General features: G+C 61.9%; 30 protein-coding genes and 1 pseudogene. 12 read left to right on the top strand and 19 right to left on the bottom strand.

The genetic code is table 11. The annotated features are described in order from the left end of the window. Positions 1-41 precede the first annotated feature (41 nt). Positions 42-1,385, bottom strand: a complete 1,344-nt coding sequence (gdhA, locus tag ASC80_RS11775) for an NADP-specific glutamate dehydrogenase (protein WP_056297074.1) — start codon at positions 1,383-1,385, stop codon at positions 42-44. Between the two features lie 176 nt (positions 1,386-1,561). After that, complete coding sequence (locus ASC80_RS23080; protein WP_082512534.1) at positions 1,562-1,762, bottom strand: hypothetical protein; 201 nt, start codon at positions 1,760-1,762, stop codon at positions 1,562-1,564. 255 nt (positions 1,763-2,017) lie between these two features. On the opposite strand from ASC80_RS23080, the gene ettA reads away from it, so the two are divergent. From ettA to ASC80_RS11745, 6 genes are all read left to right on the top strand, one after another. Beyond that, positions 2,018-3,667 (top strand): energy-dependent translational throttle protein EttA, encoded by a 1,650-nt coding sequence (ettA, locus tag ASC80_RS11770; protein WP_056297072.1) that lies wholly within the window; start codon positions 2,018-2,020, stop codon positions 3,665-3,667. A gap of 19 nt (positions 3,668-3,686) precedes the next feature. Continuing rightward, positions 3,687-4,211: a MarR family transcriptional regulator gene (locus ASC80_RS11765; protein WP_056297068.1), complete on the top strand. Its 525-nt coding sequence runs from the start codon at positions 3,687-3,689 to the stop codon at positions 4,209-4,211. A 388-nt stretch (positions 4,212-4,599) separates the two neighbouring features. Further along, positions 4,600-4,806 (top strand): hypothetical protein, encoded by a 207-nt coding sequence (locus tag ASC80_RS24255; RefSeq protein ID WP_056297066.1) that lies wholly within the window; start codon positions 4,600-4,602, stop codon positions 4,804-4,806. A 90-nt stretch (positions 4,807-4,896) separates the two neighbouring features. After that, positions 4,897-5,667 carry a trans-aconitate 2-methyltransferase gene (tam, locus tag ASC80_RS11755; RefSeq protein ID WP_056297063.1) on the top strand — a complete coding sequence of 257 codons (771 nt, stop codon included), beginning with the start codon at positions 4,897-4,899 and terminating at the stop codon, positions 5,665-5,667. A gap of 141 nt (positions 5,668-5,808) precedes the next feature. Beyond that, positions 5,809-6,408: a TIGR00645 family protein gene (locus tag ASC80_RS11750; RefSeq protein WP_056297060.1), complete on the top strand. Its 600-nt coding sequence runs from the start codon at positions 5,809-5,811 to the stop codon at positions 6,406-6,408. Further along, positions 6,408-7,661, top strand: coding sequence for a lytic murein transglycosylase (locus ASC80_RS11745; protein WP_056297058.1), 1,254 nt, complete (start codon positions 6,408-6,410; stop codon positions 7,659-7,661). Before ASC80_RS11750 ends, ASC80_RS11745 begins: the two co-directional genes overlap by 1 nt. 81 nt (positions 7,662-7,742) lie before the next feature. Here the strand turns inward: ASC80_RS11745 and ASC80_RS11740 are convergent, their stop codons facing one another. The 3 genes from ASC80_RS11740 to ASC80_RS11730 all read right to left on the bottom strand — a co-directional run bounded on the left by ASC80_RS11740 (position 7,743) and on the right by ASC80_RS11730 (position 9,132). Beyond that, entirely contained in the window at positions 7,743-8,036 is a 294-nt protein-coding gene (locus tag ASC80_RS11740; protein ID WP_056297055.1) for a hypothetical protein, read from the bottom strand. A 245-nt stretch (positions 8,037-8,281) separates the two neighbouring features. After that, positions 8,282-8,572 (bottom strand): hypothetical protein, encoded by a 291-nt coding sequence (locus tag ASC80_RS11735; protein WP_056298809.1) that lies wholly within the window; start codon positions 8,570-8,572, stop codon positions 8,282-8,284. Positions 8,573-8,763: 191 nt separating this feature from the next. Further along, positions 8,764-9,132: a hypothetical protein gene (locus ASC80_RS11730; protein ID WP_056297054.1), complete on the bottom strand. Its 369-nt coding sequence runs from the start codon at positions 9,130-9,132 to the stop codon at positions 8,764-8,766. 447 nt (positions 9,133-9,579) lie between these two features. On the opposite strand from ASC80_RS11730, the gene ASC80_RS23075 reads away from it, so the two are divergent. The 3 genes from ASC80_RS23075 to ASC80_RS11720 all read left to right on the top strand — a co-directional run bounded on the left by ASC80_RS23075 (position 9,580) and on the right by ASC80_RS11720 (position 11,413). After that, positions 9,580-9,876: a (2Fe-2S)-binding protein gene (locus tag ASC80_RS23075; protein ID WP_082512533.1), complete on the top strand. Its 297-nt coding sequence runs from the start codon at positions 9,580-9,582 to the stop codon at positions 9,874-9,876. A 139-nt stretch (positions 9,877-10,015) separates the two neighbouring features. Beyond that, the gene (bfr, locus tag ASC80_RS11725; RefSeq protein ID WP_056297050.1) at positions 10,016-10,498 is read left to right on the top strand and encodes a bacterioferritin; all 483 of its coding nucleotides are present in this window, start codon (positions 10,016-10,018) and stop codon (positions 10,496-10,498) included. A 144-nt stretch (positions 10,499-10,642) separates the two neighbouring features. After that, the gene (locus ASC80_RS11720) at positions 10,643-11,413 is read left to right on the top strand and encodes a DUF169 domain-containing protein (RefSeq protein WP_056297047.1); all 771 of its coding nucleotides are present in this window, start codon (positions 10,643-10,645) and stop codon (positions 11,411-11,413) included. Here the strand turns inward: ASC80_RS11720 and ASC80_RS11715 are convergent, their stop codons facing one another. The 5 genes from ASC80_RS11715 to ASC80_RS11695 all read right to left on the bottom strand — a co-directional run bounded on the left by ASC80_RS11715 (position 11,414) and on the right by ASC80_RS11695 (position 13,737). After that, entirely contained in the window at positions 11,414-11,740 is a 327-nt protein-coding gene (locus ASC80_RS11715; protein WP_056298808.1) for a hypothetical protein, read from the bottom strand. A gap of 195 nt (positions 11,741-11,935) precedes the next feature. Then, positions 11,936-12,427: a CinA family protein gene (locus ASC80_RS11710; protein ID WP_056297044.1), complete on the bottom strand. Its 492-nt coding sequence runs from the start codon at positions 12,425-12,427 to the stop codon at positions 11,936-11,938. A 25-nt stretch (positions 12,428-12,452) separates the two neighbouring features. After that, positions 12,453-13,073 (bottom strand): MSMEG_1061 family FMN-dependent PPOX-type flavoprotein, encoded by a 621-nt coding sequence (locus tag ASC80_RS11705; RefSeq protein ID WP_056297041.1) that lies wholly within the window; start codon positions 13,071-13,073, stop codon positions 12,453-12,455. An 82-nt stretch (positions 13,074-13,155) separates the two neighbouring features. Next, positions 13,156-13,386, bottom strand: coding sequence for a hypothetical protein (locus ASC80_RS11700; RefSeq protein ID WP_056298805.1), 231 nt, complete (start codon positions 13,384-13,386; stop codon positions 13,156-13,158). A 102-nt stretch (positions 13,387-13,488) separates the two neighbouring features. Then, positions 13,489-13,737: a helix-turn-helix domain-containing protein gene (locus tag ASC80_RS11695; RefSeq protein WP_056297036.1), complete on the bottom strand. Its 249-nt coding sequence runs from the start codon at positions 13,735-13,737 to the stop codon at positions 13,489-13,491. A 303-nt stretch (positions 13,738-14,040) separates the two neighbouring features. Here ASC80_RS11695 and ASC80_RS11690 point away from each other — a divergent pair, with 303 nt between their 5' ends. Then, a complete protein-coding gene (locus ASC80_RS11690) occupies positions 14,041-14,307 on the top strand; it encodes a DUF2277 domain-containing protein (protein WP_056298804.1) in 267 nt (88 codons plus the stop codon). A 183-nt stretch (positions 14,308-14,490) separates the two neighbouring features. Here ASC80_RS11690 and ASC80_RS11685 read toward each other — a convergent pair whose 3' ends face one another. Together ASC80_RS11685 and ASC80_RS11680 are read right to left on the bottom strand one after the other, a co-directional pair. Beyond that, the gene (locus ASC80_RS11685; RefSeq protein WP_056297035.1) at positions 14,491-14,955 is read right to left on the bottom strand and encodes a DUF6691 family protein; all 465 of its coding nucleotides are present in this window, start codon (positions 14,953-14,955) and stop codon (positions 14,491-14,493) included. Between the two features lie 4 nt (positions 14,956-14,959). Then, complete coding sequence (locus ASC80_RS11680; RefSeq protein ID WP_056298801.1) at positions 14,960-15,385, bottom strand: YeeE/YedE family protein; 426 nt, start codon at positions 15,383-15,385, stop codon at positions 14,960-14,962. Positions 15,386-15,561: 176 nt separating this feature from the next. Here ASC80_RS11680 and ASC80_RS11675 point away from each other — a divergent pair, with 176 nt between their 5' ends. Both ASC80_RS11675 and ASC80_RS11670 read left to right on the top strand, forming a co-directional pair. Continuing rightward, complete coding sequence (locus ASC80_RS11675; protein WP_056297033.1) at positions 15,562-16,002, top strand: hypothetical protein; 441 nt, start codon at positions 15,562-15,564, stop codon at positions 16,000-16,002. Between the two features lie 221 nt (positions 16,003-16,223). Then, positions 16,224-16,667, top strand: coding sequence for a hypothetical protein (locus ASC80_RS11670; protein ID WP_056298800.1), 444 nt, complete (start codon positions 16,224-16,226; stop codon positions 16,665-16,667). Between the two features lie 11 nt (positions 16,668-16,678). On the opposite strand, the pseudogene ASC80_RS11665 reads toward ASC80_RS11670, so the two are convergent. From ASC80_RS11665 to ASC80_RS11635, 7 genes and pseudogenes are all read right to left on the bottom strand, one after another. Further along, positions 16,679-17,061 (bottom strand): annotated as a pseudogene (locus ASC80_RS11665) (RidA family protein). 47 nt (positions 17,062-17,108) lie between these two features. Continuing rightward, complete coding sequence (locus ASC80_RS11660; RefSeq protein ID WP_056298798.1) at positions 17,109-17,996, bottom strand: YiiG family protein; 888 nt, start codon at positions 17,994-17,996, stop codon at positions 17,109-17,111. 282 nt (positions 17,997-18,278) lie between these two features. Next, positions 18,279-18,629 (bottom strand): DUF2200 domain-containing protein, encoded by a 351-nt coding sequence (locus ASC80_RS11655; protein ID WP_056297030.1) that lies wholly within the window; start codon positions 18,627-18,629, stop codon positions 18,279-18,281. A 230-nt stretch (positions 18,630-18,859) separates the two neighbouring features. Then, positions 18,860-20,758: a phosphomethylpyrimidine synthase ThiC gene (gene thiC / locus ASC80_RS11650; protein WP_056297029.1), complete on the bottom strand. Its 1,899-nt coding sequence runs from the start codon at positions 20,756-20,758 to the stop codon at positions 18,860-18,862. A 20-nt stretch (positions 20,759-20,778) separates the two neighbouring features. Continuing rightward, positions 20,779-21,162: a hypothetical protein gene (locus ASC80_RS11645; RefSeq protein ID WP_056297026.1), complete on the bottom strand. Its 384-nt coding sequence runs from the start codon at positions 21,160-21,162 to the stop codon at positions 20,779-20,781. A gap of 10 nt (positions 21,163-21,172) precedes the next feature. Beyond that, complete coding sequence (locus ASC80_RS11640) at positions 21,173-21,781, bottom strand: thiamine phosphate synthase (protein WP_056297023.1); 609 nt, start codon at positions 21,779-21,781, stop codon at positions 21,173-21,175. Continuing rightward, on the bottom strand, positions 21,768-22,550 hold the full coding sequence (locus tag ASC80_RS11635) for a thiazole synthase (RefSeq protein WP_056297018.1): 783 nt from the start codon (positions 22,548-22,550) through the stop codon (positions 21,768-21,770). The genes ASC80_RS11640 and ASC80_RS11635 overlap by 14 nt, the downstream gene beginning before the upstream one ends. Positions 22,551-22,566: the final 16 nt, after the last annotated feature.

Here is a 22,566-nt window from a genome sequence, read left to right as displayed (position 1 = left end):
GATGGGGAGAGGTCAAGTTCTTGTGCCGCAGAATATATTTGTCAGACGATGCCGAGCGCGCGCATGGCTTCAGCCACGCGGATAAAGCCCGCGACATTGGCTCCGAGCACATAGTTGCCCGGCGAGCCATAGGTGTCGGCCATTTCTGCGCAGCGGTCATGGATGCCGTGCATGATGTTGGCCAACCGCTGCTCGGTGGCTTCGAACGTCCAGGAGTCGCGGGAGGCGTTCTGTTGCATCTCGAGCGCACTGGTTGCGACGCCACCGGCGTTCGCCGCTTTGCCCGGCGCGAACAGGATACCGGCATCGAGAAATGCCCGCACGGCCTCCGGTGTCGAAGGCATGTTGGCGCCTTCGCCGACGGCGACCACCCCGTTCTTGACCAACGTGCGCGCATCCTGGCCGTTGAGTTCATTCTGGGTGGCCGACGGCATCGCGACGTCGGCAGGCACCTCCCAGATCCGCCCCTCCGGAACGAAGATCGCGCCATTGCCGCGCGCCTTCGCGTAATCGGCCACGCGGCCGCGTTTTTTCTCCTTGATCTCCTTGAGCAAAGCGAGATCGATACCGGCTTCATCGACGACGTAGCCGCCGGAATCGGAGCACGCGATGACGCGGCCGCCGAGTTCAGCAACTTTCTCCATCGTGTAGATGGCGACGTTGCCGGCGCCGGACGTGATCACCTTCTTGCCGTCGAAGCTCTGTCCGCGCGTGCGCAGCATCCGTTCGACGAAGTAGACCGCGCCGTAGCCGGTCGCCTCGGTGCGGACCTGCGACCCGCCCCATGCGAGACCCTTGCCGGTCAACACGCCGGATTCGTAGCGATTGGCGATGCGCTTGTACTGGCCGAACATGTAGCCGATCTCGCGCTGACCGACGCCGATGTCGCCCGCGGGAACGTCGGTGTATTCGCCGAGGTGACGATACAACTCGGTCATGAACGATTGGCAGAAGCGCATGATCTCGCCGCTGGATCGTCCCTTCGGATCGAAATCGGAGCCGCCCTTGCCGCCGCCGATCGGCATGCCCGTCAGTGCATTCTTGAATGTCTGCTCGAAGCCGAGAAACTTGATGGTTCCGAGATAGACCGTCGGATGAAAGCGAAGACCGCCTTTGAACGGGCCAAGCGCCGAATTGAATTGGACCCGGAACCCACGGTTGATCTGGACCTGGCCTTTGTCATCGACCCATGGGACGCGGAAAATGATCTGTCGTTCGGGTTCACAGATGCGTTCGATCAGTGCGTCTTCGGCATAATGCGGGTGCTTGGCGACGACTGCTCCGAGGCTATCGAGGACTTCGCGAACCGCCTGATGGAATTCCTTTTCGCCCGGATTGCGGCGGAGAACGTCGTCGAAAATCGGCTGGAGCTTTTCATCGAGCATTTAATCTTTCACCTATGGATTCAGGTACAGCCACGCACAATCGCAGGCGAAGAAGAAATCTTCGCCTGCGATTGTGGGGCCGTTGCGCCCGGCGCGCGGAAATGGTCCTAGGGGCCCGGAAGGGCAGCGTCAATTGAGCTTGTGTAGGAACCCTGATCCGCCGGTGTGCGACGACGTTATTTGCCGGTTTCCCTGCGTTTTGCCGCGCAGGCGGGGCCGGGGCCGCGCATGTAGTGCCGCTCGGGGTGATAGGGACGGAAGGCTGTGGCGACGAATTCGCGCCAGAAGGAACGGAACTCCGCCACGAGGCTGCGAACCGTGATGTGCGCAGCCGCGCGCGAAAGAAGGTTCGGGAGAGATCGGGCCTGTGTCGTCATGGCTTCTGCTCGACGGTTTGCTGGAGTCGACGTTTTGTCGCAGCGGCGTCCAGAGTGGTTCACGAAGCAGGAGCTTCCGGCCCAATTGACTAAAAAGCGGTATTTATCGGGAAAAGTTCGGAAAATCCTGCAGTTAGGCTTTCCAAAGTGTGACCGGATGGCGCGGAAGGTTGCCCTTTCCGGTTCTCGTCGCTACATCAGGAACCAGCAAATCCCCGCACAGTTTGGCTTTCAGATACGGCTTCAAGGATCACGATGGCGCGCCAGTTCGTCTACTTCATGCAGGGCCTGACCAAGGCCTATCCGACCCGCAAAGTGCTCGATAACGTTCATCTGTCCTTCTATCCGGACGCCAAGATCGGCGTGCTCGGCGTCAACGGCTCGGGCAAATCGACCCTGCTGCGGATCATGGCCGGGATCGACAAGGACTATAACGGCGAGGCGTGGGTCGCCGAGGGCGCGCGCGTTGGCTATCTCGAGCAGGAGCCGCAGCTCGATCCGAACAAGAGCGTGCGTGAAAACGTGATGGAGGGTGTCGCCAAGCAGAAGGCGATCCTCGACCGCTACAACGAACTCGCGATGAACTATTCGGAAGAGACCGCCGACGAGATGACCAAGCTGCAGGACGAGATCGAGGCGCAAGGCCTTTGGGATCTCGACAGCAAGGTCGATCAGGCGATGGATGCGTTGCGTTGCCCGCCGGACGATTCCGATGTTACCAAGCTGTCCGGCGGCGAACGCCGCCGCGTCGCATTATGCAAATTGCTGCTCGATCAGCCCGATCTGTTGCTGCTGGACGAACCGACCAACCATCTCGACGCCGAATCCGTGTCGTGGCTGGAAGGCCATCTGCGCAACTACCCAGGCGCGATCCTGATCGTGACCCACGATCGCTACTTCCTCGACAACGTCACCGGCTGGATTCTCGAACTCGATCGCGGCCGCGGCATCCCCTACGAGGGCAATTATTCGCAGTGGCTGGTGCAGAAGCAGAAGCGACTTGAACAGGAAGGCCGCGAGGACGCGGCGCATCAGAAGACTCTCGCGCGCGAGCAGGAGTGGATTGCATCCTCGCCCAAGGCGCGTCAGGCCAAGTCCAAGGCGCGTTACCAGCGCTATGATGATCTTCTCAAGCAGGCCAGCGAGAAGCAGACCCAGACCGCGCAGATCATCATTCCGGTGGCCGAGCGTCTCGGTGCCAACGTGGTTGACTTCGAGGGGCTCAGCAAAGGCTTCAATGATCGCCTGTTGATCGACAATCTCACCTTCAAGCTGCCGCCGGGCGGCATCGTCGGTGTGATCGGCGCCAACGGCGCCGGCAAGACCACGCTGTTCCGCATGATCACCGAGCAGGAAAAACCGGATGCCGGCACCATCACCGTCGGTGAGACAGTCCATCTCGGTTATGTCGATCAGTCGCGCGATGCGCTCGACGGCAAGAAAACCGTGTGGGAGGAAATCTCCGGCGGCAACGATCAGATTCTGCTCGGCAAGAAGGAAGTGAATTCACGCGGCTATTGCTCGGCGTTCAACTTCAAGGGCGCTGACCAGCAGAAGAAGGTCGGCGCACTGTCGGGCGGTGAGCGCAACCGCGTCCATCTCGCCAAGATGCTGAAATCCGGCGCCAACGTGCTGCTGCTCGACGAACCGACCAACGACCTCGACGTCGACACGCTGCGCGCGCTTGAGGAAGCGCTGGAGGATTTCGCCGGCTGCGCCGTTATCATCAGCCACGATCGCTGGTTCCTCGATCGTATCGCCACGCATATCCTCGCCTTCGAGGGCGATAGTCACGTCGAGTGGTTCGAGGGCAATTTCCAGGATTATGAGGCGGACAAGATGCGGCGCCTCGGTCAGGATTCGATCATCCCGCATCGGGTGAAATACAAGAAGCTGACGCGCTGACGGCTTCCGGGGGAGGGGTATGACAGGCAATCCCAGCAGGCTTTCGTCCGAAGAGATTGCGTTAGCGCCTCCCGAGCCGCTCAACGCCAGCACCAGCACCCTCGATACGCAGGAGCGCGCCGCACTCGGCATCGACGTGACGTGGCTGCAGTGGCGCGCGGACTTCCGCCGCACCGTCGTTGCGTCCGGCGTGCTCAAGCGGCCCTGGCGCAGCGTGTTTGAAGCGGACATGATCTTCAGCATCGTTGCGCACCGCTGGCTGACCGGAAAACCGATCACCCATAAGGAGCTCGCCACCTATTTCGATGTGTTCGCGACAGAGGCAACGGTGTCGCGTCATGTCGATGACATGGAGGCGGGCGGGATGATTGTTCGCCAGGTCGATGCCGGCGACCGTCGCCGCATCCTGATCCTGCCGACGGCGCGGTTAGAGGCGATCGGGCACGAATATTTGCGTATGCGAATCGAGGTCATGCGCCAGCACGGCTTTGTCTGGACAGGCGCGGCCGACGCAGGGACCACGACAGCAATCGATCCGGCGTGATCTGAAACAGGCTTGTCCCGGACGGTTGTCTGCCCGGAGGCTATGGTTTCGAGTGCTGGGGCCGGCGCTTCGCTTCCTGAGGGTGCCAACCTGCGGCGTTCGCTGCGGGAATCTTAAAAAACAAACAATTCCATATGGATATCCATGAAGTGGATGAACCGTGCCGCATGTTAAGGGCGCGATTATAATTTCATTTGGTTCGCAATTTGAAAAATGATCGTAAAAGTGCAAGTATTATCGCGTGACGAGCCGCCTTGCCGCGGCTATAGCGCCCACAGTTGACGGATTGACGTTCTCCATTGCCCGGGATCGTCGGCACCTGCTGCGGATGATTGCACGGAATGCTGGACGGGAATCCCGGTTTTTCTTTCGACAGCCGGAGAGTCCAATGATTGGGATGTTCATAGTTCGTTTGCTGGCAGCCTCGCTGATCGCTTTCTGCACACTGATGTCTGCCGAATATCGTACGTCGACCCAGGCCTCGCAGCCGGAGAAGGTGTCGTGTCGTGCGCACAGCACGATCGACGCCGTACGCGATCTGCGCATGCTGGCTCAACTCATGAACGGTGTTCGAAGTCTGAATCTGCACGCCTGATCGGCACCCGTTGTTATCGTTTGCCTCGTCTGGACTCTGGCCGTGGCTGTCCTACAAGGAAGCCCGAACGGACAGACAGGATGATCGCAGATGGCCGACTGGAGTGCGCAGCAGTATCTCAAATTCGAAGATGAGCGCACTCGCCCGGCGCGCGATCTGCTTGCCCAGGTTCGGCAGAAGCACGTCAGACAGGTGGTCGACATCGGCTGCGGCCCGGGCAATTCGACCGAACTTCTTGCACGCAGATGGCCGCAGGCGCAGATCACCGGAATCGACACGTCGGCCGACATGCTGCGTCAGGCGCGTGAGCGGCTGCCGAACCACAAATTCATCGAGGCCAACATCTCGCACTGGTCGCCGCCGGACGGCACTGACGTCGTGTTCGCAAACGCGATTTTTCAGTGGGTGCCGGATCACCTGTTGCAGTTGAAGCGTCTTGCGAGTGCCTTGCCCGAAGGTGGCGTGCTGGCGGTCCAGATGCCCGACAATCTCGATCAGCCGTCACACGCTTTGATGCGTGAGGTCGCGGCCCTCGAACCGTGGCGCGAAACGCTTGCGAACGCCGCCGGTGCCCGAGATCTGCTGCCGGCGCCGGGCGTCTATTACGACACCTTGCAGCCGGTGTGCCGCCGGCTCGACATCTGGCACACGATCTACAACCACGTGCTCGACGATGCCGCAGCGGTGGTCGAATGGGTCAAAGGCACCGGGCTGCGCCCATTTGTCGATCCGCTGGAGAGCCAGGAACGCAAGGAGTTCCTTGATATCTACAAGGCGCGGATCGCCGAGGTCTATCGGCCTCAGCCGGATGGCAGGGTGCTGTACGAATTCCGCCGCCTGTTCATGGTGCTGGTGCGCTGAGCGGCAATACGGCAAAGCTGACGAAAAAATGTCAGAGGGGGAAATCTTCTGCGGTTAAACGCCGCTACAGCGCCTCTCGACAGAATCGGACATGATCACCAGTTAAAAAGACCTGCGCTGTCATCTGGAGTCCTCTCGTCGATGTCCTTTACACCCGAAACTCCGCTGCCGCGTTCTGACACCGGCTTGCGACCGATTCCATTTCTCATCTTCGGATCGCGTTGGCTACAATTGCCGCTTTATGTCGGCCTGATTGTAGCCCAGTGCGTTTATGTCATCCTTTTCCTCAAGGAACTCTGGCATCTCATCCTTCATTCGTTCGATTTCAGCGAACAGCAGATCATGCTGGTCGTGCTTGGTCTGATCGACGTGGTGATGATTTCCAACCTGCTGGTGATGGTGATCGTCGGCGGTTACGAGACCTTCGTGTCCCGGCTCAACCTGAAGGGCCATCCCGACGAGCCGGAGTGGCTCAGCCATGTCAACGCCAGCGTGCTCAAGATCAAGCTCGCCATGGCAATCATCGGCATCTCGTCGATCCATCTGCTGCGGACCTTCATCGAAGCCGGAAATCTCGGCGGCACCGGCCGCACCACCAACTACACGCCCGAAGGCGTGATGTGGCAGACCATCATTCATGTGGTCTTTATTCTCTCGGCGATCGGTATAGCCTATGTCGATCGTATTTCGAATTTGCCGACCGAATCCGAGAACGAAAACGGCGCGCATAACGGGCATTGATGCGGCATCACGGACAATCAAGGGGCACATCTCTGGCGCGCAGCCTTGCGTGTGCCGCCGTCCTGTTGTCCGCGCTGGCCGCGCCGGCGTCTGCCGATGACGGCTTCACCCGTTTTATCGCGTCGCTGTGGCCGGAGGCGCAGAAGGCTGGCGTCTCCCGCTCGACGTTCGAAACCGCGACGCGCGGTCTGCAACCCGATTACAAATTGCCGGATCTGGTCCTGCCGGGCAGTCAGCCGTCAGCCGCGCCGTCACAGGCGGAATTCGTGCAGGTGCCGGCCGACTATATGAAGGAAGCGAGCATCGCGCGCCTGGCTGCGCACGGGCAGGGCCTGATGCGTCAGCATCGCGCCACACTGGCTGCGATCGAACAGCGTTACGGTGTGCCTAGCACGGTCATTCTCGCGATCTGGGCCCGCGAAACAGATTATGGGCGCTATGCCTTGCCCTACAATGCCGTGCGCGTGCTGGCGACGCAGGCTTATGTGGGCCGGCGCAAGGATCAGTTCCGCACCGAATTCATTCTCGCCCTCAAGATTCTTGAGGAGGGACACGTCAAGCTGAAAGACATGCGTGCGTCGTGGGCCGGCGCGATGGGGCTGACACAGTTCCTGCCGTCCGAGTTCTACAAGCACGCGGTCGATTTCGACGCGGACGGTCACCGCAACATCTGGACGTCGGTCCCCGATGCCTTGGCGTCGGCTGCTCAGCAGTTGACCAACAAGGGCTGGCAGCCCGGCCTGCGCTGGGCTTACGAGGTCAAGGCGCCACGGAACGCTGACTGCACGGAGGGCGTGCCCGAGGTCACCAAGCCGATCGGCGAATGGCTGCGCGAGGGATTCGTGCCCGTGCGCGGTCGGCAACTGAGTGCAGCGGAAAAAGCCCAGCGCGCCTCGCTGCTGCAGCCTGAAGGCATTTACGGGCCGGCGTTTCTAGCGACGAAGAATTATTTCGTCATCAAGGAGTACAACTACTCCGATCTCTACGTTCTGTTCGTCGGTCATCTCAGCGATCGCATGACCGATCCGAAACCGTTCGCGACCAAATGGTCGGCGTCGTCCCAGTTGCGGACCGCCGATGTCGAGGTGATGCAGGAGCACCTGGCGAAGATCGGTCTTTACAAGGACAAGCTCGACGGCAAGGCGGGAATGCTGACCCGTGCGGCGCTCGGCGCTTACCAGAAGAAGGCGGGATTGAAGGTGGATTGTTGGCCGAGCGGTGAGGTGCTACGCGCGATGGGCGCGGGGCGCTGAAGCACGCACAAACAAAAACCCGGCCATTGATGGTCGGGTTTTAGATTCAGGCTCGCCAGATCGGCAAGCAGCTGCGTTGGATCAATCGCAAACCTGGACGCGGCGGGAGCGCCAGCCGTAACCATCCCAGAACCGTTCGCGAACCAGACGGCACGCAGGTTCTTCGACATAGACCGGCCCCGGTCCATAACCATACACAGGAGCCGGCGCGCTGTTGGCAATCGCGGCACCGGCGATCGCGCCGCCGAGAATGCCAAGGCCGACGCCGGCCGCGATCGCACCGCCGCGGTCACGCGCATTGGCAGCCGGCACGGCCACCGCCAGCGAACCGGCTACCGTCGCAACGGCAAGGAACGCAGAAACCACCTTCTTCATGTTATCTCTCCTCAGATCGCGCCGCAGCCCGGCGCAAGGCGATTGATCAAAATCCTAATCGCGAGACGATAGTTTGCCCCGGAAAGTTTTTACTGCAGAAGCACTCACACCAAATTCGGCAAAATGCTGAAATTAATCTTCGCCTGAATATAGCAAGATTCTTGAACGGTATCCAAAAAACACCCCGGAAAGCGCCAATTTAAGGGCAGTCCGGGGCGTTCATATGGTTTACCGAACGTCACCGATTAGTAGCAGACCCTGACCCGACGAACTCGCCAGCCGTAGCCGTCCCAGAATCGCTGCCTCTCCCAACCGCACGGCGGGCCGGCGACATAGGCCGGGCCGCCATAGTAACCGTAGCGCGGTCCGTAGGCGTAGGCGCCTGACGCTGCGCCGCCAATGATCGCGCCAGCGGCGAGGCCGCCCAGCACGCCGGCCGCAACACGTCCGCCGCGCGCTTCGGCGGGCGCCGGTGCGGCGATTGCGGTGACCGCAAGGGTGGCTGCGGTCGCGATGGCCAGAACAATCTTTTTCATGGCGTCACCTTTCGAATTGCTTCTCGGCAAAGAGATAACGGATGCCGACAGCGAAAGTTGCACACCGGCGTTGAACGGGAACTGAACGGTGTTGCCGGCTTTTCGCCATGATGTCCGCTGGAGGAATCCAGACACAAAAAATCCGGGCATGAACCCGGATTATTCGCGACGCAGTTGCCTTCGATCGTGGATCAGAACAGCGCGGCGTATTGGGTCAGGCCGGCTTTCTGCACAAGTCCCATCGCGACCTGCTTCTGATGATCGTCTAGATTAGCAAACAGAGCCGAAGCCGCCGGGGCAAAACGACGGACGGCCGCTTCATTAATCTGCGGTTCGCGAGCCAGTGCCCGAAGCGCGCTGGCAACCGCGGGCCAATACTTTTCCTGAGCAGCGCTGAGTTTCAGAGCGGCGCGATAACGCAGAATCGCGATTTCACTCATCGCCACCTTCAGCGCCGAGGCGCGGGCAGGCTTGGCTGCTGCTTCAACGCCTGCCTCCTGAGCAAATGCAGGTGCGCTCAGGGCAACTAAACAGGCAAACGCGATCGACAACTTTCGCATAGTTCTCACTTCTATGTTGGGAGAATACGCGCGGGGCGTACGTTCCATATGTGACGAAAATGCGATGTCTGGAGTTAATATTCGGGAAAAGAAAAGGTTCCTGCGCGTTAACATTTTGCGTGCCGGGTTTTGCAAGTGTTTTCAGTGCGGCTTGCCCGGGCAGTAATATTTTGATCACGAATAGGCTGGCTGGGCGGGATCCTTGCCGGATTCTGGCTTCAGACATCCGCAGGCCGATATCTGCTCGGTGTCCCTTTGCCGACGGCATCCAGCGCGACGTCAAGTCGGCGTCTGGATCAATGCACCAATTTAGAGTCATTCCAGACTTTTCTGATCGCTGCGCCGCAGTTTGGAATAGCTAGAAAGTGCCGGTTTTGCCTTTGCATCCTGCAATCCGGCCACTTATCCATAAGGGCAGTTGTTCACAGGTCCCGCCGAAGCCAATCCATGATTGTTTGCTCCTGTAACGTTATCACTGACCACGATGTCAGGACCGCCGTGGCTGAAGCCAAGGCTTTGCCGCGCACGGCGGGGCAGGTTTATGGCTGTCTCGGCTGTAGCGCCCAATGCGGGCGTTGTGCGCGGACGATCCGGCAGATCATGGATGAAGCCCTTGGCCCCTGTGCCAAGGCCTGTTGCGCAGGCTGCCCGCACAGTGCCGAACACGCAGACCATGACCACTCCGAAACCGCCTCGCATCGCCCCAGCGAGATCGAGTTTCTTCCCGCCGAAGCGGCCGCCTGATACCTCTCAAATTGCTAGATTGTCCCCAGTTCCAGAGCTGGAGCTGGAAAAGTGTTGTTCTCGCTCTTAATCTGATTTAGAATGGTTCTAAATTGGATTGGGTGGGACCCCTGTCGGGTTCCTCGAGCGGGAGTGCATCATGAAGGGTGATCCGAAGGTCATCGATTATCTCAACAAGGGTCTGCGCAGCGAACTGACGGCCATCAACCAGTACTGGCTGCATTATCGGCTGCTCGACAATTGGGGACTCAAGGATCTGGCCAAGCAGTGGCGCAAGGAATCCATCGAGGAGATGGTTCACGCCGACAGGTTTACCGACCGCATCCTGTTCCTCGACGGTTTTCCGAACATGCAGGTGCTCGATCCGTTGCGGATCGGCCAGAACGTCAAGGAGATTCTGGAGTGCGATCTCGCCGCTGAACATGGCGCGCGCGATCTCTATCAGGAAGCGGCGACCTACTGCCACAGCGTCAAGGACTATGTTTCGCGCGATCTGTTCGAGAGCCTGATGAAGGACGAGGAAGGCCATATCGATTTCCTCGAAACCCAGCTCGATCTCGTGAAGCGGGTTGGCCTCGAACTGTATTCGCAGAAGCATATCGGCGAACTCGACCACGATTGAGTTTCGCTTTGCCGGCCGATTGGCCGGACCTGCCATCAGCCCGGATCGCTCAAGCGATCCGGGCTTTTATTTGCGCCGAGATCGTGGACTCCACTTCTGCGCAGAATGTTCTAGCCTCACACTCAGAAAGCCGGGAGACATGTGATGACGCAGGATTGGGCGGCGTTGGTTGGCGAACTGGATTCTCTCCTGAAGCTGCGGACGATTCCGTTCGGCATGAAGATGTTCACGCGCCGCGAAGACATGGAAGCAATCCCGAAGATTCGCCGGCCGCAGTCGATCCATACGCTGGATCAGATTGTCGGGCAGGCGTCGCGTCTGGGCTGGACCGTCGGCATCACCAGCGATGATCTGGTCGGCGCGCAATGCCGCGCCGTCGTTGGCCTCGGCGGTGCCAAGACGGACGCGTGGCAATCCGGCCAGCACATGACCGGCGTGTGGTTCTCGACGCCGGAGGATGCACGCGCCCACCAGTCCGCGATGCATTGTGTGCCGGACGGGCAGTACGACGCACTTGCGGTTGCGCCGTTGTCGTCCGGCAAGCTCGATCCGCCCGATATTGCGCTGTTCTATGCGACGCCCGGTGCGATGATCTACTTCATCAACGGTCTGCAATGGTCCGGCTACAAGCGGTTCGATTGGAGCGTGGTCGGCGAATCCGCTTGCGCCGATTCATGGGGCCGCGCGTTGACGACACGCACGCCGAGCCTGTCGATCCCATGCTTTGCCGAGCGGCGCTATGGCGGTGTCCTCGACGAGGAGATGCTGATGGCGACGCCGCCGGAATATCTTGTCAGCGCCATCGCCGGCATGAAAGCGTTGTCGAAAAACGGTTTCCGCTATCCGTTCCCGCAATACGGCGTGCAGCAGGATGTGCGCGCCGGAATGGCCGTGAGTTATCCGAGCCGCAAATAATCACGATGCATCGGCCGGCACGAAACAGCGGATGAAGATGTTGCCGCCGAGTTTGACGTACCACACCACGGCTTCGCCGAGCGGGTTGCCGGCGTTGCGGATGATTGCGCCGTCCGGCACCTTCCACCACGCTCCCTCGATCGGTACCCAATAAGCCCCGGCGCGCACGTCATAGGTGGTGCGGTGGCCGTCCGATATATCGCAGCAGGGGATGCCGTCGGCGTTCTTCACACCCTTGAACCAGGCGCGGACGTCCTCGGGGACATCGTTGTACTGTCCGCGGTCGACACTGTGAGCCGCTGGCGAAAAGCGCGAGGCACACGACAGAACCGAAGAGCGCGCGCATTTGCATCGGCACCTCCGCGAACGGCCGGGGCCCGCAGAATCATCCGGCGCGCTCAGCTTCGGACGGTGCTGCGGCGTCATCAAGGCGAAATCGTCTGTTCGCGGCGTTCGCGCACCATCCTCACTGTGGGCCGGTGCGAAATACAATCCGCCGATTGGCTGATGTTTCTGCGTCTGTCAGCGCGGTGTGGTCTCGATCGTCTCGGCAAGCAGTGCGAGTGCGTGCCGGGCGAAGGCGCGCATGTTGTCGATACGATCCGAACTGCCGGTTTCCAGCGTCACCGTCCGCTCGCCGGGACCGATTACCGCCATGCATGAATGGCCGGGAGCGTCGCCATACCGATTGCCTGACGGGCCGGTCGCGCCGGTCTCGCTCAGGGCCCAGTCGGTGGCGAGCTGTTCGCGCACGCGCCGCGCCAGCAAGGCCGCGTAGGGTTCGGTGGCGCCGCGCAGGCCTTCCATCTGTTCCTTGGTGATGCCGGCGATCGCGGCGCGGGCGCGCGGCGTGTAGATCACACTGCCGCCGCGATAATAGGCCGAGGCGCCGGGCACCGACAGCAGTGCCGCCGAAATCAAGCCCCCGGTGGAGGATTCCGCAACGCCGAGGGTCTCGCCGCGCGCGATCAATGACTCCGCGATCTTTGCCGCAAGCGGCAGCAGCGTCTGCATCCTGTTTCTCCCTGGCGAGCGTTGGTCAGAGCTGCGTCTTGTAGCGGGCTTCGACCTCGGCGCGAGTCTCCGGCGTGCCGAGACCCGTCTGGTCGTGGATCACCTCGCTGATGCTCGGTATCCCGTCACGCGAAACGCGCGTTTCGGGTGACCACAGCTTGGAGCGCATCAGCGCCTTGCCGCAATGGAAGTAACATTCGCTGACCGCGACGCGCAGGACCGCGCGCGGCGGCTTGCCGAATTCTTCCATCGCCGCGAGCAGCGCAGGCTCGCCGGTCAGCGTGCCGCGTCCGCTGACGCGTAGCGTCTCGTCGATGCCCGGCACGAAGAAGATCAACTGCAGCAGCCCGCTGCCTTCCACAATATTCCGAAAACTGTCGATCCGGTTGTTGCCGGTGCGGTCCGGCATCAGAACCTCGTTCGGACCGGTGACATGGACGAAGCCGGGATTGCCGCCGCGCGGCGAGGCATCGGCGCTGTTGTCCGGTCCGCAGGTCGCCAGCACGCAGAACGGCGACAGGCCGATGAATTTTTTCGCATAGACGTCGATCGCAGGCCGCGCTTTCGCGATCACTCGCTCGGTCGGGGCGGGGTAGATGGCAGCAAGACCGTTGGCGGAAATGTTCTGGGCGGCGATGTCGGTCACTGCAATCTCCGGCGCATGTCACGTTGCGTCGAAGGTAGCACTGATGATCGTCGGGACAAGGCCAAAGGCGCGATAGCGACCTTTACCGGAACTGCGCGCGGCACGGCGGGCTGAGTTTCCTGATGTTCTTTTCCATGCAGGCCGTGACGCGTTTCACGTTCGGCACTTGATCGCGGCAGAATTTCATCGCATCGGCGCGACAGGCGCGGCGCTGCTCGTAGGTGCCGGCGGCGTGGCTTGCGGCCGCTGTAGCGACGAGAGCAAGCACGGCGAAAACGGGAAGGGCGGCGCGGCGAATTGCGGGCACTGTCATGATGGACACCTGTTGCTGGGTCACGCGACGTCTGACGCCACGCGATCCTTGCACATGCGGCGTGTTCGTCAACGCCGCACGAATGCGCATGCGGTCATCCAGCTATGACGGCTCGCCATGCGGCGGCGCCGGGATATCGGCGCCGTCCGCCGAATACTGCCGGATCTTGTTGCGCAGCGTGCGCACCGAGACGCCGAGCACGCGCGCGGCGTGAGTGCGGTTGCCGCCGCAATGCGCCAGCGTCTGCAGCATCAGTTCGCGTTCGATTTCGCTGATGGTCGAGCCGATCAGCCAGGGGACCACTTCGTTCGGCGCCAGCGCGGGCCCATGAAGCGCGTAATTCTGGGACATCAACACCTCCCGATTCGGACACTTGTGCCCTGCATTGCAGCAGGACGCATGATCGAGATTTCCACTTCCCAGCCCACGGGAAGGGTGGGCGCGGTTGGTTAACAAAGTCTTAACAAGGTAGCTAAATGCCGCTGACCGTCAGGGGCCATGCGGTGGGCGCGGATATCAGCGTGGCTTGCGGTGCGCGGATGGAACCGGGCGCTCTGCGCTTTGTTCCCGGCCGCGATGCGATCACTATATTCGTACGATCAAACGCAATTCGTACCCGCCGCGCTCGCCGTGGCTGCGCGAGAGGAGCCAGTCATGTGCCGCAACATCAAGACGCTGTTCAATTTCGAGCCGCCCACGACCGAAGAAGAAATTCGCGCGTCCGCGCTGCAATTCGTGCGCAAGCTCTCCGGCTTCAATGCACCGTCGAAAGCCAACGAGGCGGCATTCGACCAGGCGGTTGAGGATGTCGCGCAGGCCGCACGGACATTGTTGGCGTCGCTGCACACCCATGCGCCGACGCGCGATCGCGAGTTGGAAGCGTTGAAGGCGCGCGAGCGAAGCAGGGCACGCTTTGGATAGCGCTCGGATCCGGTTGTCAAACAGCCGCGCCGAAACGATCTCGCGGCTCTGTTGAGGCCGAGGTGTGCGCTCGCCGAGAAGGCGAGGGGCACAGCGCACCGAAAGGCGCAAGGACAGCGTTTCGCCGGCCGCTTTCCACCGGGCGACGGGCGGGAGGCGGCGCATCGCCTTTCGTGATGTGCATTAGCCGTCGGTGCGGATCGCAGTGGTGCTTTCATTCGTAGGCGCGGCGCTTGCGCGCCGGCGCAACGCATCCTGCCCGATCATGCCGACAGCCATTGCAACGACGAACACGATCACCGGCAGGCTCAGGCCCGCGAGATTGACCAGCGCCGGGCCGGGGCAAAGACCGATCAGGCCCCAGCCGATCCCGAACGACACCGCGCCGCCTACCAGCGGCGCGTCGATGTCACTGCGTGTCGGCCACAAACTCTGCGCGGTCAGGACGGGCGCGCCACGCCGCCGCGCCAGTGCGAATCCCGCGCTCGTCACCGCGATCGCGCCGGCCATGACAAATGCCAGCGTCGCATCCCACGCGCCGAAGATGTCGAGAAAGCCGATCACTTTTTCGGGCTGCGTCATGCCGGAGATCAGCAGGCCCGCGCCGAACAGAAGACCGCAGCCAAAGCAGGCGAGAATGAGAGGCATGGCGCTATCCTCCAAGGCCGTGGCGGACGATCGCCACTGTCGCAACCGCAACCACCATGAAAACGGCTGTCGCCACGATTGAGCGCGCGGACAGCCGGGCGATGCCACAGACGCCGTGACCCGAGGTGCAGCCGCCGCCCATGCGCGTGCCGAAGCCCACCAGTAGTCCGCCGACCGCGACCAGCGTCAGGCTGGCCGGCATGGCCGGCGCCGGAAGCGACGCGCCGCCAAGAGCAGCTAAAAGCGGGGCTGCGATCAGGCCGGCGATGAAGGCGAGCCGCCAGCCACGGTCACTCGCGCCGGGCGCTATCAACCCGCCGAAGATGCCGCTGATGCCGGCGATGCGGCCAGCGAGCAGCATCAGCAGCGCCGAGGCGAGCCCGATCAGCGCGCCGCCGACCAGGCCGGAGAGAGGCGTGAGATTGTGCATGACGATCACCCTTTGCTACCGGACCGGCCGATTGTAACCGTATGCAGCGCAACGGGACACCAGCGAATGGGGTGCCCAAGCGAACCATTCCAATTGCGCCGCGCCGGAACCCGGCTACGCTGGCCGCTACCGAATCGTTTTTGTCTGCACCCTTCACCCCTCGCCGGGAGGTTCCCATGCGGTTTCCGTCCGTTCTTCGTTCGTCGCTGGTCGCTGTCATGGCCATGCTCGGCCTAGCGCTGTCCTCCGCCGCCCATGCCGACAGCGGCACTGTGCGGCTCACCATCTACAAAGGTGGCTGGTTCATCGGTGGCTCCGGTGGCGGCGGCACACTGACCTTCCGCGGCCGGACCTATCCGCTGTCGGTCGGCGGCATTGACGCCGGCCTGGTGTTCGGCGGCTCCAAGACCGTGCTGCGCGGCCGGGTCAGCCACATCAACCGGGCCTCCGATGTTGCGGGCGTCTACGGCGCGGCCGGCGCGGGCCTTGCGATCGGCGGCGGCGCACGCGCCATCGTGCTGAGCAACCAGAAGGGCGCTGTGCTGGAAATGACCGGCCGCCAGTTCGGCCTGATGGCCAACGCGGATCTCAGCGGATTGGCAATTACGATGAAATAGCGAACGAGATGACGGCGCGGGCTTTCCGCGCCGTCATTGAGCGCCACCGACACGGCTTCCCTGCTGCACCGAGTAGCCCGTATGACGTGGAGCGAATACGGGGTGGCAGAGCAAGTTGATCCGGGATTTCGCGTCGTTTCATCCGGGCTACGGGCAGCAGTTGCGGCGTCAGCCATCCAGAGACAGAATGGGCCTATTGCCCAGGCTGACGGATGGTTTTCATGAAGCGCTTTCTTGTTCTGGCGATGCTTGCCGTCGCCGCGATTGCGACAGCCGGTGTCACCGCCGCGCAGGCCGACACTTCCGACCGGTTTTCAAAAGGCGGCTGGTACGAAAACTTCGCGCCCGCCATCGATCGCGCCATTGCCAGCGGCGAACTGTTCCGGATTCGTGGTCACTGTCAGTCGAACTGCACGCTGTTTCTCGGGGTACGCAATGTCTGCGTCGAGCGCAGCGCGCGGCTGTTGTTTCACGCCGGCCATGGCCGTGGCGCGAACCGTAACGTCATCAATCAAGGCTCCACCCAGCGCATGCTGAACGCCTACAATTCGAAACTCCGGCAATACGTCTTCGCCCGCGGCTATCTGAACAAGCTGGAGTTCAGCGCGATTTCCGGCGCGCGGATGATCGACGAGTTCGGCTACAAGGAGTGTCCGAAGAGGTGAGGATTTTATCGTTATCCCGCCAGCGAAGCGACGCCCTCGATCTCGATCAGCATTTGGGGATTTGGCAACGCCTGCACCACGCAGGTGGTGCGCGCGGGATAGGGCGCGGGGCCGAACGCCTCGGCATAGAGGCGGTTCATGGTGGTGACGTCGGATGCGCGCGTCAGCAGCACATTGACCTTGACGAGATGACGCATCGTTGCGCCGGCTTGCGTCAGCACGCGCGTGAAGTTGATGACGACATTTGCGAACTGCGCTTCGAAACCCTCCGGCAATGCGCCGTTGCTGTCGAAACCCGGAATGCCGGAGATGAACAGCAGGTCGCCGGTACGTGCGGCAAACGACAGCGGCGGGGCTTTGATGCCGGGCGGGGGGCGAAGTGTGTGATGGGCATGGCGTAAGATCCTTCCGCGTTGGCCGGTGTGGTGCTGGTGACAGCGGCTAGATTCTGGCGCCCCGGTTATAGCCGTCGATCAATTGATTGTAGTCGCGCAGCAGCCGCTGTGGCGAGCCTTCCACCATCCAGCCGCTCCCCGCATTGAGCATCATCTTGTCGCCCTGGCTGTACGGAGTTTTGTCGCGGACGCGGCGCATCAGCTGCTTCGCTGTCGTCAGATAGGATTTGGCGCCGCTCAGGAAAATCGAGCCGATCTTGACGTCGCCGTCCTTGCCCGACGCTTCCTCGGCCGCCTTGACCGCAGATTCATAGTCGCTCAGCGCCTGCGTGATCACGGCGATATCGGGCTTGTCGGTGTCCTGCGCGCGCAGCACGCGCTTGGCCTGAATCATCAAGGCCTCGACGTGATAACGCACCTTACGGCCTTCCTTGTTCTCGATCTCGGCCAGCTGTGCCGCCGCGCGCTTGTCGTTGACGACTTCGACGCCGGCGCGCAGCTTCTTGTCAGCGCCGGCGAAGGCATCCCACGCAGCAACAAGGCGCGGATGCAGAGCCTTGCCCTTGGCCATTCTGTCGTCCTTGTAGTTCTCCTGCGTGTAATAATCGTCGGCTTCCTTGAGCAGCGGTTCGAGCTTGGACACGGCGTCCGCATAGGCCGAAGCGGCCGCTTCGAGTTCGGCGTCGCGCGGCTCCAGCGCATTGGCTTTCTCGACCTTCTTGCGGCAGTCCGACGTGTCGTAGATGGTATAGGTGCCGTAGATAATCCGCTCCTTGCCGGTCGGCCCGGTTTTCCTGGCCCAGCTGAAATAGCGAGCGCGGGACTCATAGGCGCGGGCCGACAGGCGGTTGATGCAGCCGACGTAGGCGTTGATTTTCTCGACCTCCGGCTTGACCTGTGCTGCAGCCGGATCCGGAACGGTATGGACGCCCAGAGCAGTCGCGACTGCGACAAGAATGAAATGCTGCAATCGGTTCACAAGTGCCTCCCGTCATGACCTATGCATGGGTCGCGTCACTGGCGCGCCAGGTTCATGCCGTCGACGGCCATGATGCCGGACGTTTCGCTGACTTGTAAATATGCGGGTTTTACGAGGAATATTGTGACGGCTTGGGGAGCGGACACGGCGTCTATCTTACGGCGGGCGAGGGTAGCAAGCGCAGGACTGCAATCGGGCGGCGGCAAAGCTCGAACGCTCCACCGGCAACCGAAGAACTCACTCCCGCAGAATCGTCTCCATGGCCTTCCCCTTCGCCAGTTCGTCGATCAATTTATCCAGGTAGCGGATTTCCTGCATCAACGGCTCCTTGATCTCCTCCACCCGGACACCGCAGATCACGCCGTTGATCAAGCCGCGCGACGAATTCAGTTGAGGGGCTTGCGCAAAGAAAGTCTCGAAGTTGGTTTGTTTCTTCAATTGGGCTTCCAGGCCTTTCTGGCTGTAGCCGGTCAGCCAGCGAATGATGTCATCGACTTCCTTTTTCGTGCGTCCTTTTTTCTCCGCCTTGGCGACATAAAGCGGATAGACGCTTGCGAAGCTCATTGCGTAAATTCGATGTTCTTTCATCCAACCTGCTCGATCATGTTGCTGCGCTCCTGTCCTGATGCATGGAGCAAGCGTAGCCGGGATTGGACGTGAGTAAAATCCGCAGGATGGTCATCGTCAATCGTGGGGAGGACGGATTGCCGGCGCGCATGCGTCGCGGGCGCGACGAAAAGGCCGGGCGTTGGCCCGGCCTTTCTGCACTTTAGATGGATGCCCGCGATGAGCGCGGGTATGACGATTTGAGCGGGGCGTCACAACGCCTTGTTGCTGTCTTTCACCGCATCCGCGTCGACATAGACGTTGCCGCCCATCTTGACGAACTTCTCGCTCATCTGCGCCATGCCGTCCTCGATCACGCCGCTCATCGTCATGCCGATTGCATTCGGATCGTTCAGCGTTGCCGCGTATTCGCGGACGTCCTGCGTGATTTTCATCGAACAGAATTTCGGCCCGCACATCGAGCAGAAATGCGCCACCTTGTGCGCGTCCTTCGGCAGCGTCTCGTCGTGGAAGGCGAGCGCGGTGTCCGGATCGAGTCCGAGGTTGAACTGGTCCTGCCACCGGAAGTCGAAGCGTGCGCGGCTCAATGCGTCGTCACGTAGCTGCGCCGCCGGGTGGCCCTTGGCGAGATCGGAGGCATGCGCCGCGATCTTGTAAGTGATGACGCCGACCTTGACGTCGTCGCGGTTCGGCAAACCAAGATGCTCCTTCGGCGTCACGTAACACAGCATCGCGCAGCCGAACCAGCCGATCATCGCGGCGCCGATGCCGGAGGTGATGTGGTCGTAGCCCGGCGCGATGTCGGTGGTCAGCGGCCCGAGGGTGTAGAACGGGGCTTCGCCGCATTCCTTGAGCTGCTTGTCCATGTTGATCTTGATCTTGTGCATCGGCACATGGCCGGGGCCTTCGATCATCACCTGACAGCCCTTGTCCCAGGCGATCTTGGTGAGTTCGCCCAGCGTCTCGAGTTCGGCGAACTGCGCGCGGTCATTGGCGTCGGCGATCGAGCCGGGGCGCAGGCCATCGCCCAATGAGAACGACACGTCGTATTTGCGCATCAGGTCGCAAATTTCCTCGAAGTGGGTGTAGAGGAAGCTCTCCTTGTGATGGGCGAGGCACCACTTCGCCATGATCGAGCCGCCGCGCGACACGATGCCGGTGACGCGATTGGCGGTGAGGTGGATGTAGGGCAGGCGCACGCCGGCGTGGATGGTGAAGTAGTCGACGCCCTGTTCGCACTGCTCGACCAGCGTGTCGCGATAAAGCTCCCAGGTCAGCTTGACCGGATCGCCGTCGCACTTCTCCAGCGCCTGATAGATCGGCACGGTGCCGATCGGGATCGGCGCGTTGCGCAGGATCCACTCGCGGGTGGTGTGGATGTTGCGGCCGGTGGAGAGATCCATCACGGTGTCGGCGCCCCAGCGGATCGCCCACACCATCTTGTCGACCTCCTCCTCGACCGACGAGGTGACGGCGCTGTTACCGATGTTGGCGTTGATCTTGGTCAGGAAGTTGCGGCCGATGATCATCGGCTCCAGCTCGGCGTGGTTGATGTTGCAGGGGATGATCGCGCGGCCGCGCGCGATCTCGCTGCGCACGAATTCCGGAGTGATGAACGCCGGCACTTCGGCGCCGAAGGATTCGCCGTCCGCGAGCGCGGCTTCGGCGCGCTCCAGTTGCTGCTTGCGGCCGAGGTTCTCGCGCTCGGCGACGTAGATCATCTCCTTGGTGATGATGCCGGCGCGGGCGAATTCAAGCTGGGTGATCGGCGCATCGCCGACACCGCGTAGCGGCTTGTGGTGCGCCTTGAATGCGGCGGCGGCGTGCTTGGCGCCGACATTGCCGTTGTCCTCGGCCTTGATCTCGCGGCCCTCATATTCCTCGACGCCGCGGCGCTCCTTCACCCATGCAATGCGGGTGCGGGAAAGACCGGCGTTGACGTCGATGATGACGTTCGGATCGGTGTACGGCCCCGACGTGTCATAGACCGGAAGGTTCGGCTCTTTCGCCTCGGGCGAGAGGATGATTTCGCGCAGCGGCACGCGCAGGTCGGGCGCGGCGTCGGGCGTGGCAAAAATCTTGCGCGACGACGGCAGGCCGCCGGTGGTGACGGCGGGTTTCAGGTCGGCGGTTGCGACAGGCTTGTTCATGGCGTTACTCCCGTTCGGGTTCAGCGATATCCAAAAAGACAGAAAAGAAGTCCGGCGACGGTCCAGACGCCGCCGGCGATCCAGGGCATTTGCGGCCGCTGCGCCATGGCGCGGCCGCGCGTCATCACGAATTGCGGGGCGAGCACGCGAATGGCGCTGGTAATTGCGACGATCCAGCCGAACAGCGTGATCATCAGCCGGCCGTCGGCGGCCCAGATATTGTGGACCAGAATGATCGCGACGCCTGCCGGCAGAATGATGAGGCCGCTGAGGAAGATCAGCGCGCGGCTCTCGACGAATTCCTTTGCGAGATCGCGGAAGCCGCGCTGGTTGAACAGTACAGCGAGGCCGACGATGGTCATCACCGGTCCGATCAGTCTCGCGAGGAAAATGGAAGTCTGCATGGTGATCGTCCTATGCCGCCTGCTGTTGCGTCTGCAGCCAGGCACGCACCCGCGCATCGGGATCGGCGTTCTGGGTGATGTCGCTCACGACCGCGATGGAGTCGGCGCCGGCGGCGTAAATATCGGCGGCCTGTTCGAGCTTGATGCCGCCGATCGCGACCAATGGGGTCGCGCCGATCAGGATTTTCCACGCCGTGATGCGCTCGATGCCTTGCGGGGCGAAACGCATCTTCTTGAGCGTAGTCTCGTAGATCGGGCCGAGCGCGATGTAGTCGGGCTGATAAGCCAGGGCGTTGTCCAGTTCGTCCTCGTCATGGGTCGAGATGCCCAGCGTCAGTCCGGCGCGGCGGATGGCCGCCACGTCGGCGGTGTCGAGGTCTTCCTGGCCGAGGTGCAGATGCTCGGCGTCGGCCGCGATGGCGGCGCGCCAGTAATCGTTGACCACGAGCTTTGTCGGTGTGCCCCGGACGACGGCGAGCGCATCGCGCACCAGTTTCAACGCAGTGGCGTCATCGAGGTCTTTCGCGCGCAACTGCACGGTGCCGACGCCGAGCCTGGTCAGGCGCGCGACCCACGCAATGCTGTCGACGACAGGATAGAAACGATCAGGATACGGCATGCCAGAACGGTGTCCCAACAACAGGGGTGGACGGAGAAGCGAAATCGCGCGCCTGCATCAGGCCCGCGGTATAACCGGCGCGCCCGGCTTCGATGGCGAGGCGGAAGGCGTTGGCCATCGCCACCGGATCGTCGGCCTTGGCGATAGCGGTGTTGAGCAGGACGGCGTCGAAACCGAGTTCGAGCGCCGCGGCGGCATGAGACGGCGCGCCGATGCCGGCGTCGACCACCAGCGCGATGTCGGGCAGGCGGGCGCGCAGAAGTTTCAGCGCATCGCGGTTGACGATGCCGCGTGCGCTGCCGATCGGTGATGCCCATGGCATCACCACGCGGCAGCCGGCATCGACCAGACGCTGCGCGACGCTGAGATCCTCGGTGCAATAGGGAAACACCTCGAATCCGTCCTTGATCAGGATTCCGGCCGCTTCAACCAGACCCACCACATCAGGCTGCAGCGTCTCGTCGTCGGCGATCACTTCGAGCTTTACCCATGAGGTGCCGAACAGTTCGCGCGCCAGCTTCGCCGTGGTCACGGCTTCGCGCACGCTCTTGCAGCCCGCGGTGTTGGGCAGCACCGTCACGCCGAGTTCGCGGATCAGCGACCAGAACTGGTCGCCGGTCTTGCCGCCCGCGCTTTCGCGGCGCACCGACACGGTGACGATCTCGCTGCCGGAGGCGCGGATCGCATCCTGCATGATCTTCGGCGACGGATAGAGCGCGCTGCCGATCAGCAGGCGTGAGGAGAATTCCTTGTCGTAGAATTTCAGCATGGACCTCTCCACTCGC

Origin of the sequence: Afipia sp. Root123D2 (assembly GCF_001425835.1) — a bacterium.
Classification (GTDB): domain Bacteria; phylum Pseudomonadota; class Alphaproteobacteria; order Rhizobiales; family Xanthobacteraceae; genus Afipia.
This window is presented reverse-complemented; position numbering and strand designations above follow the sequence as displayed.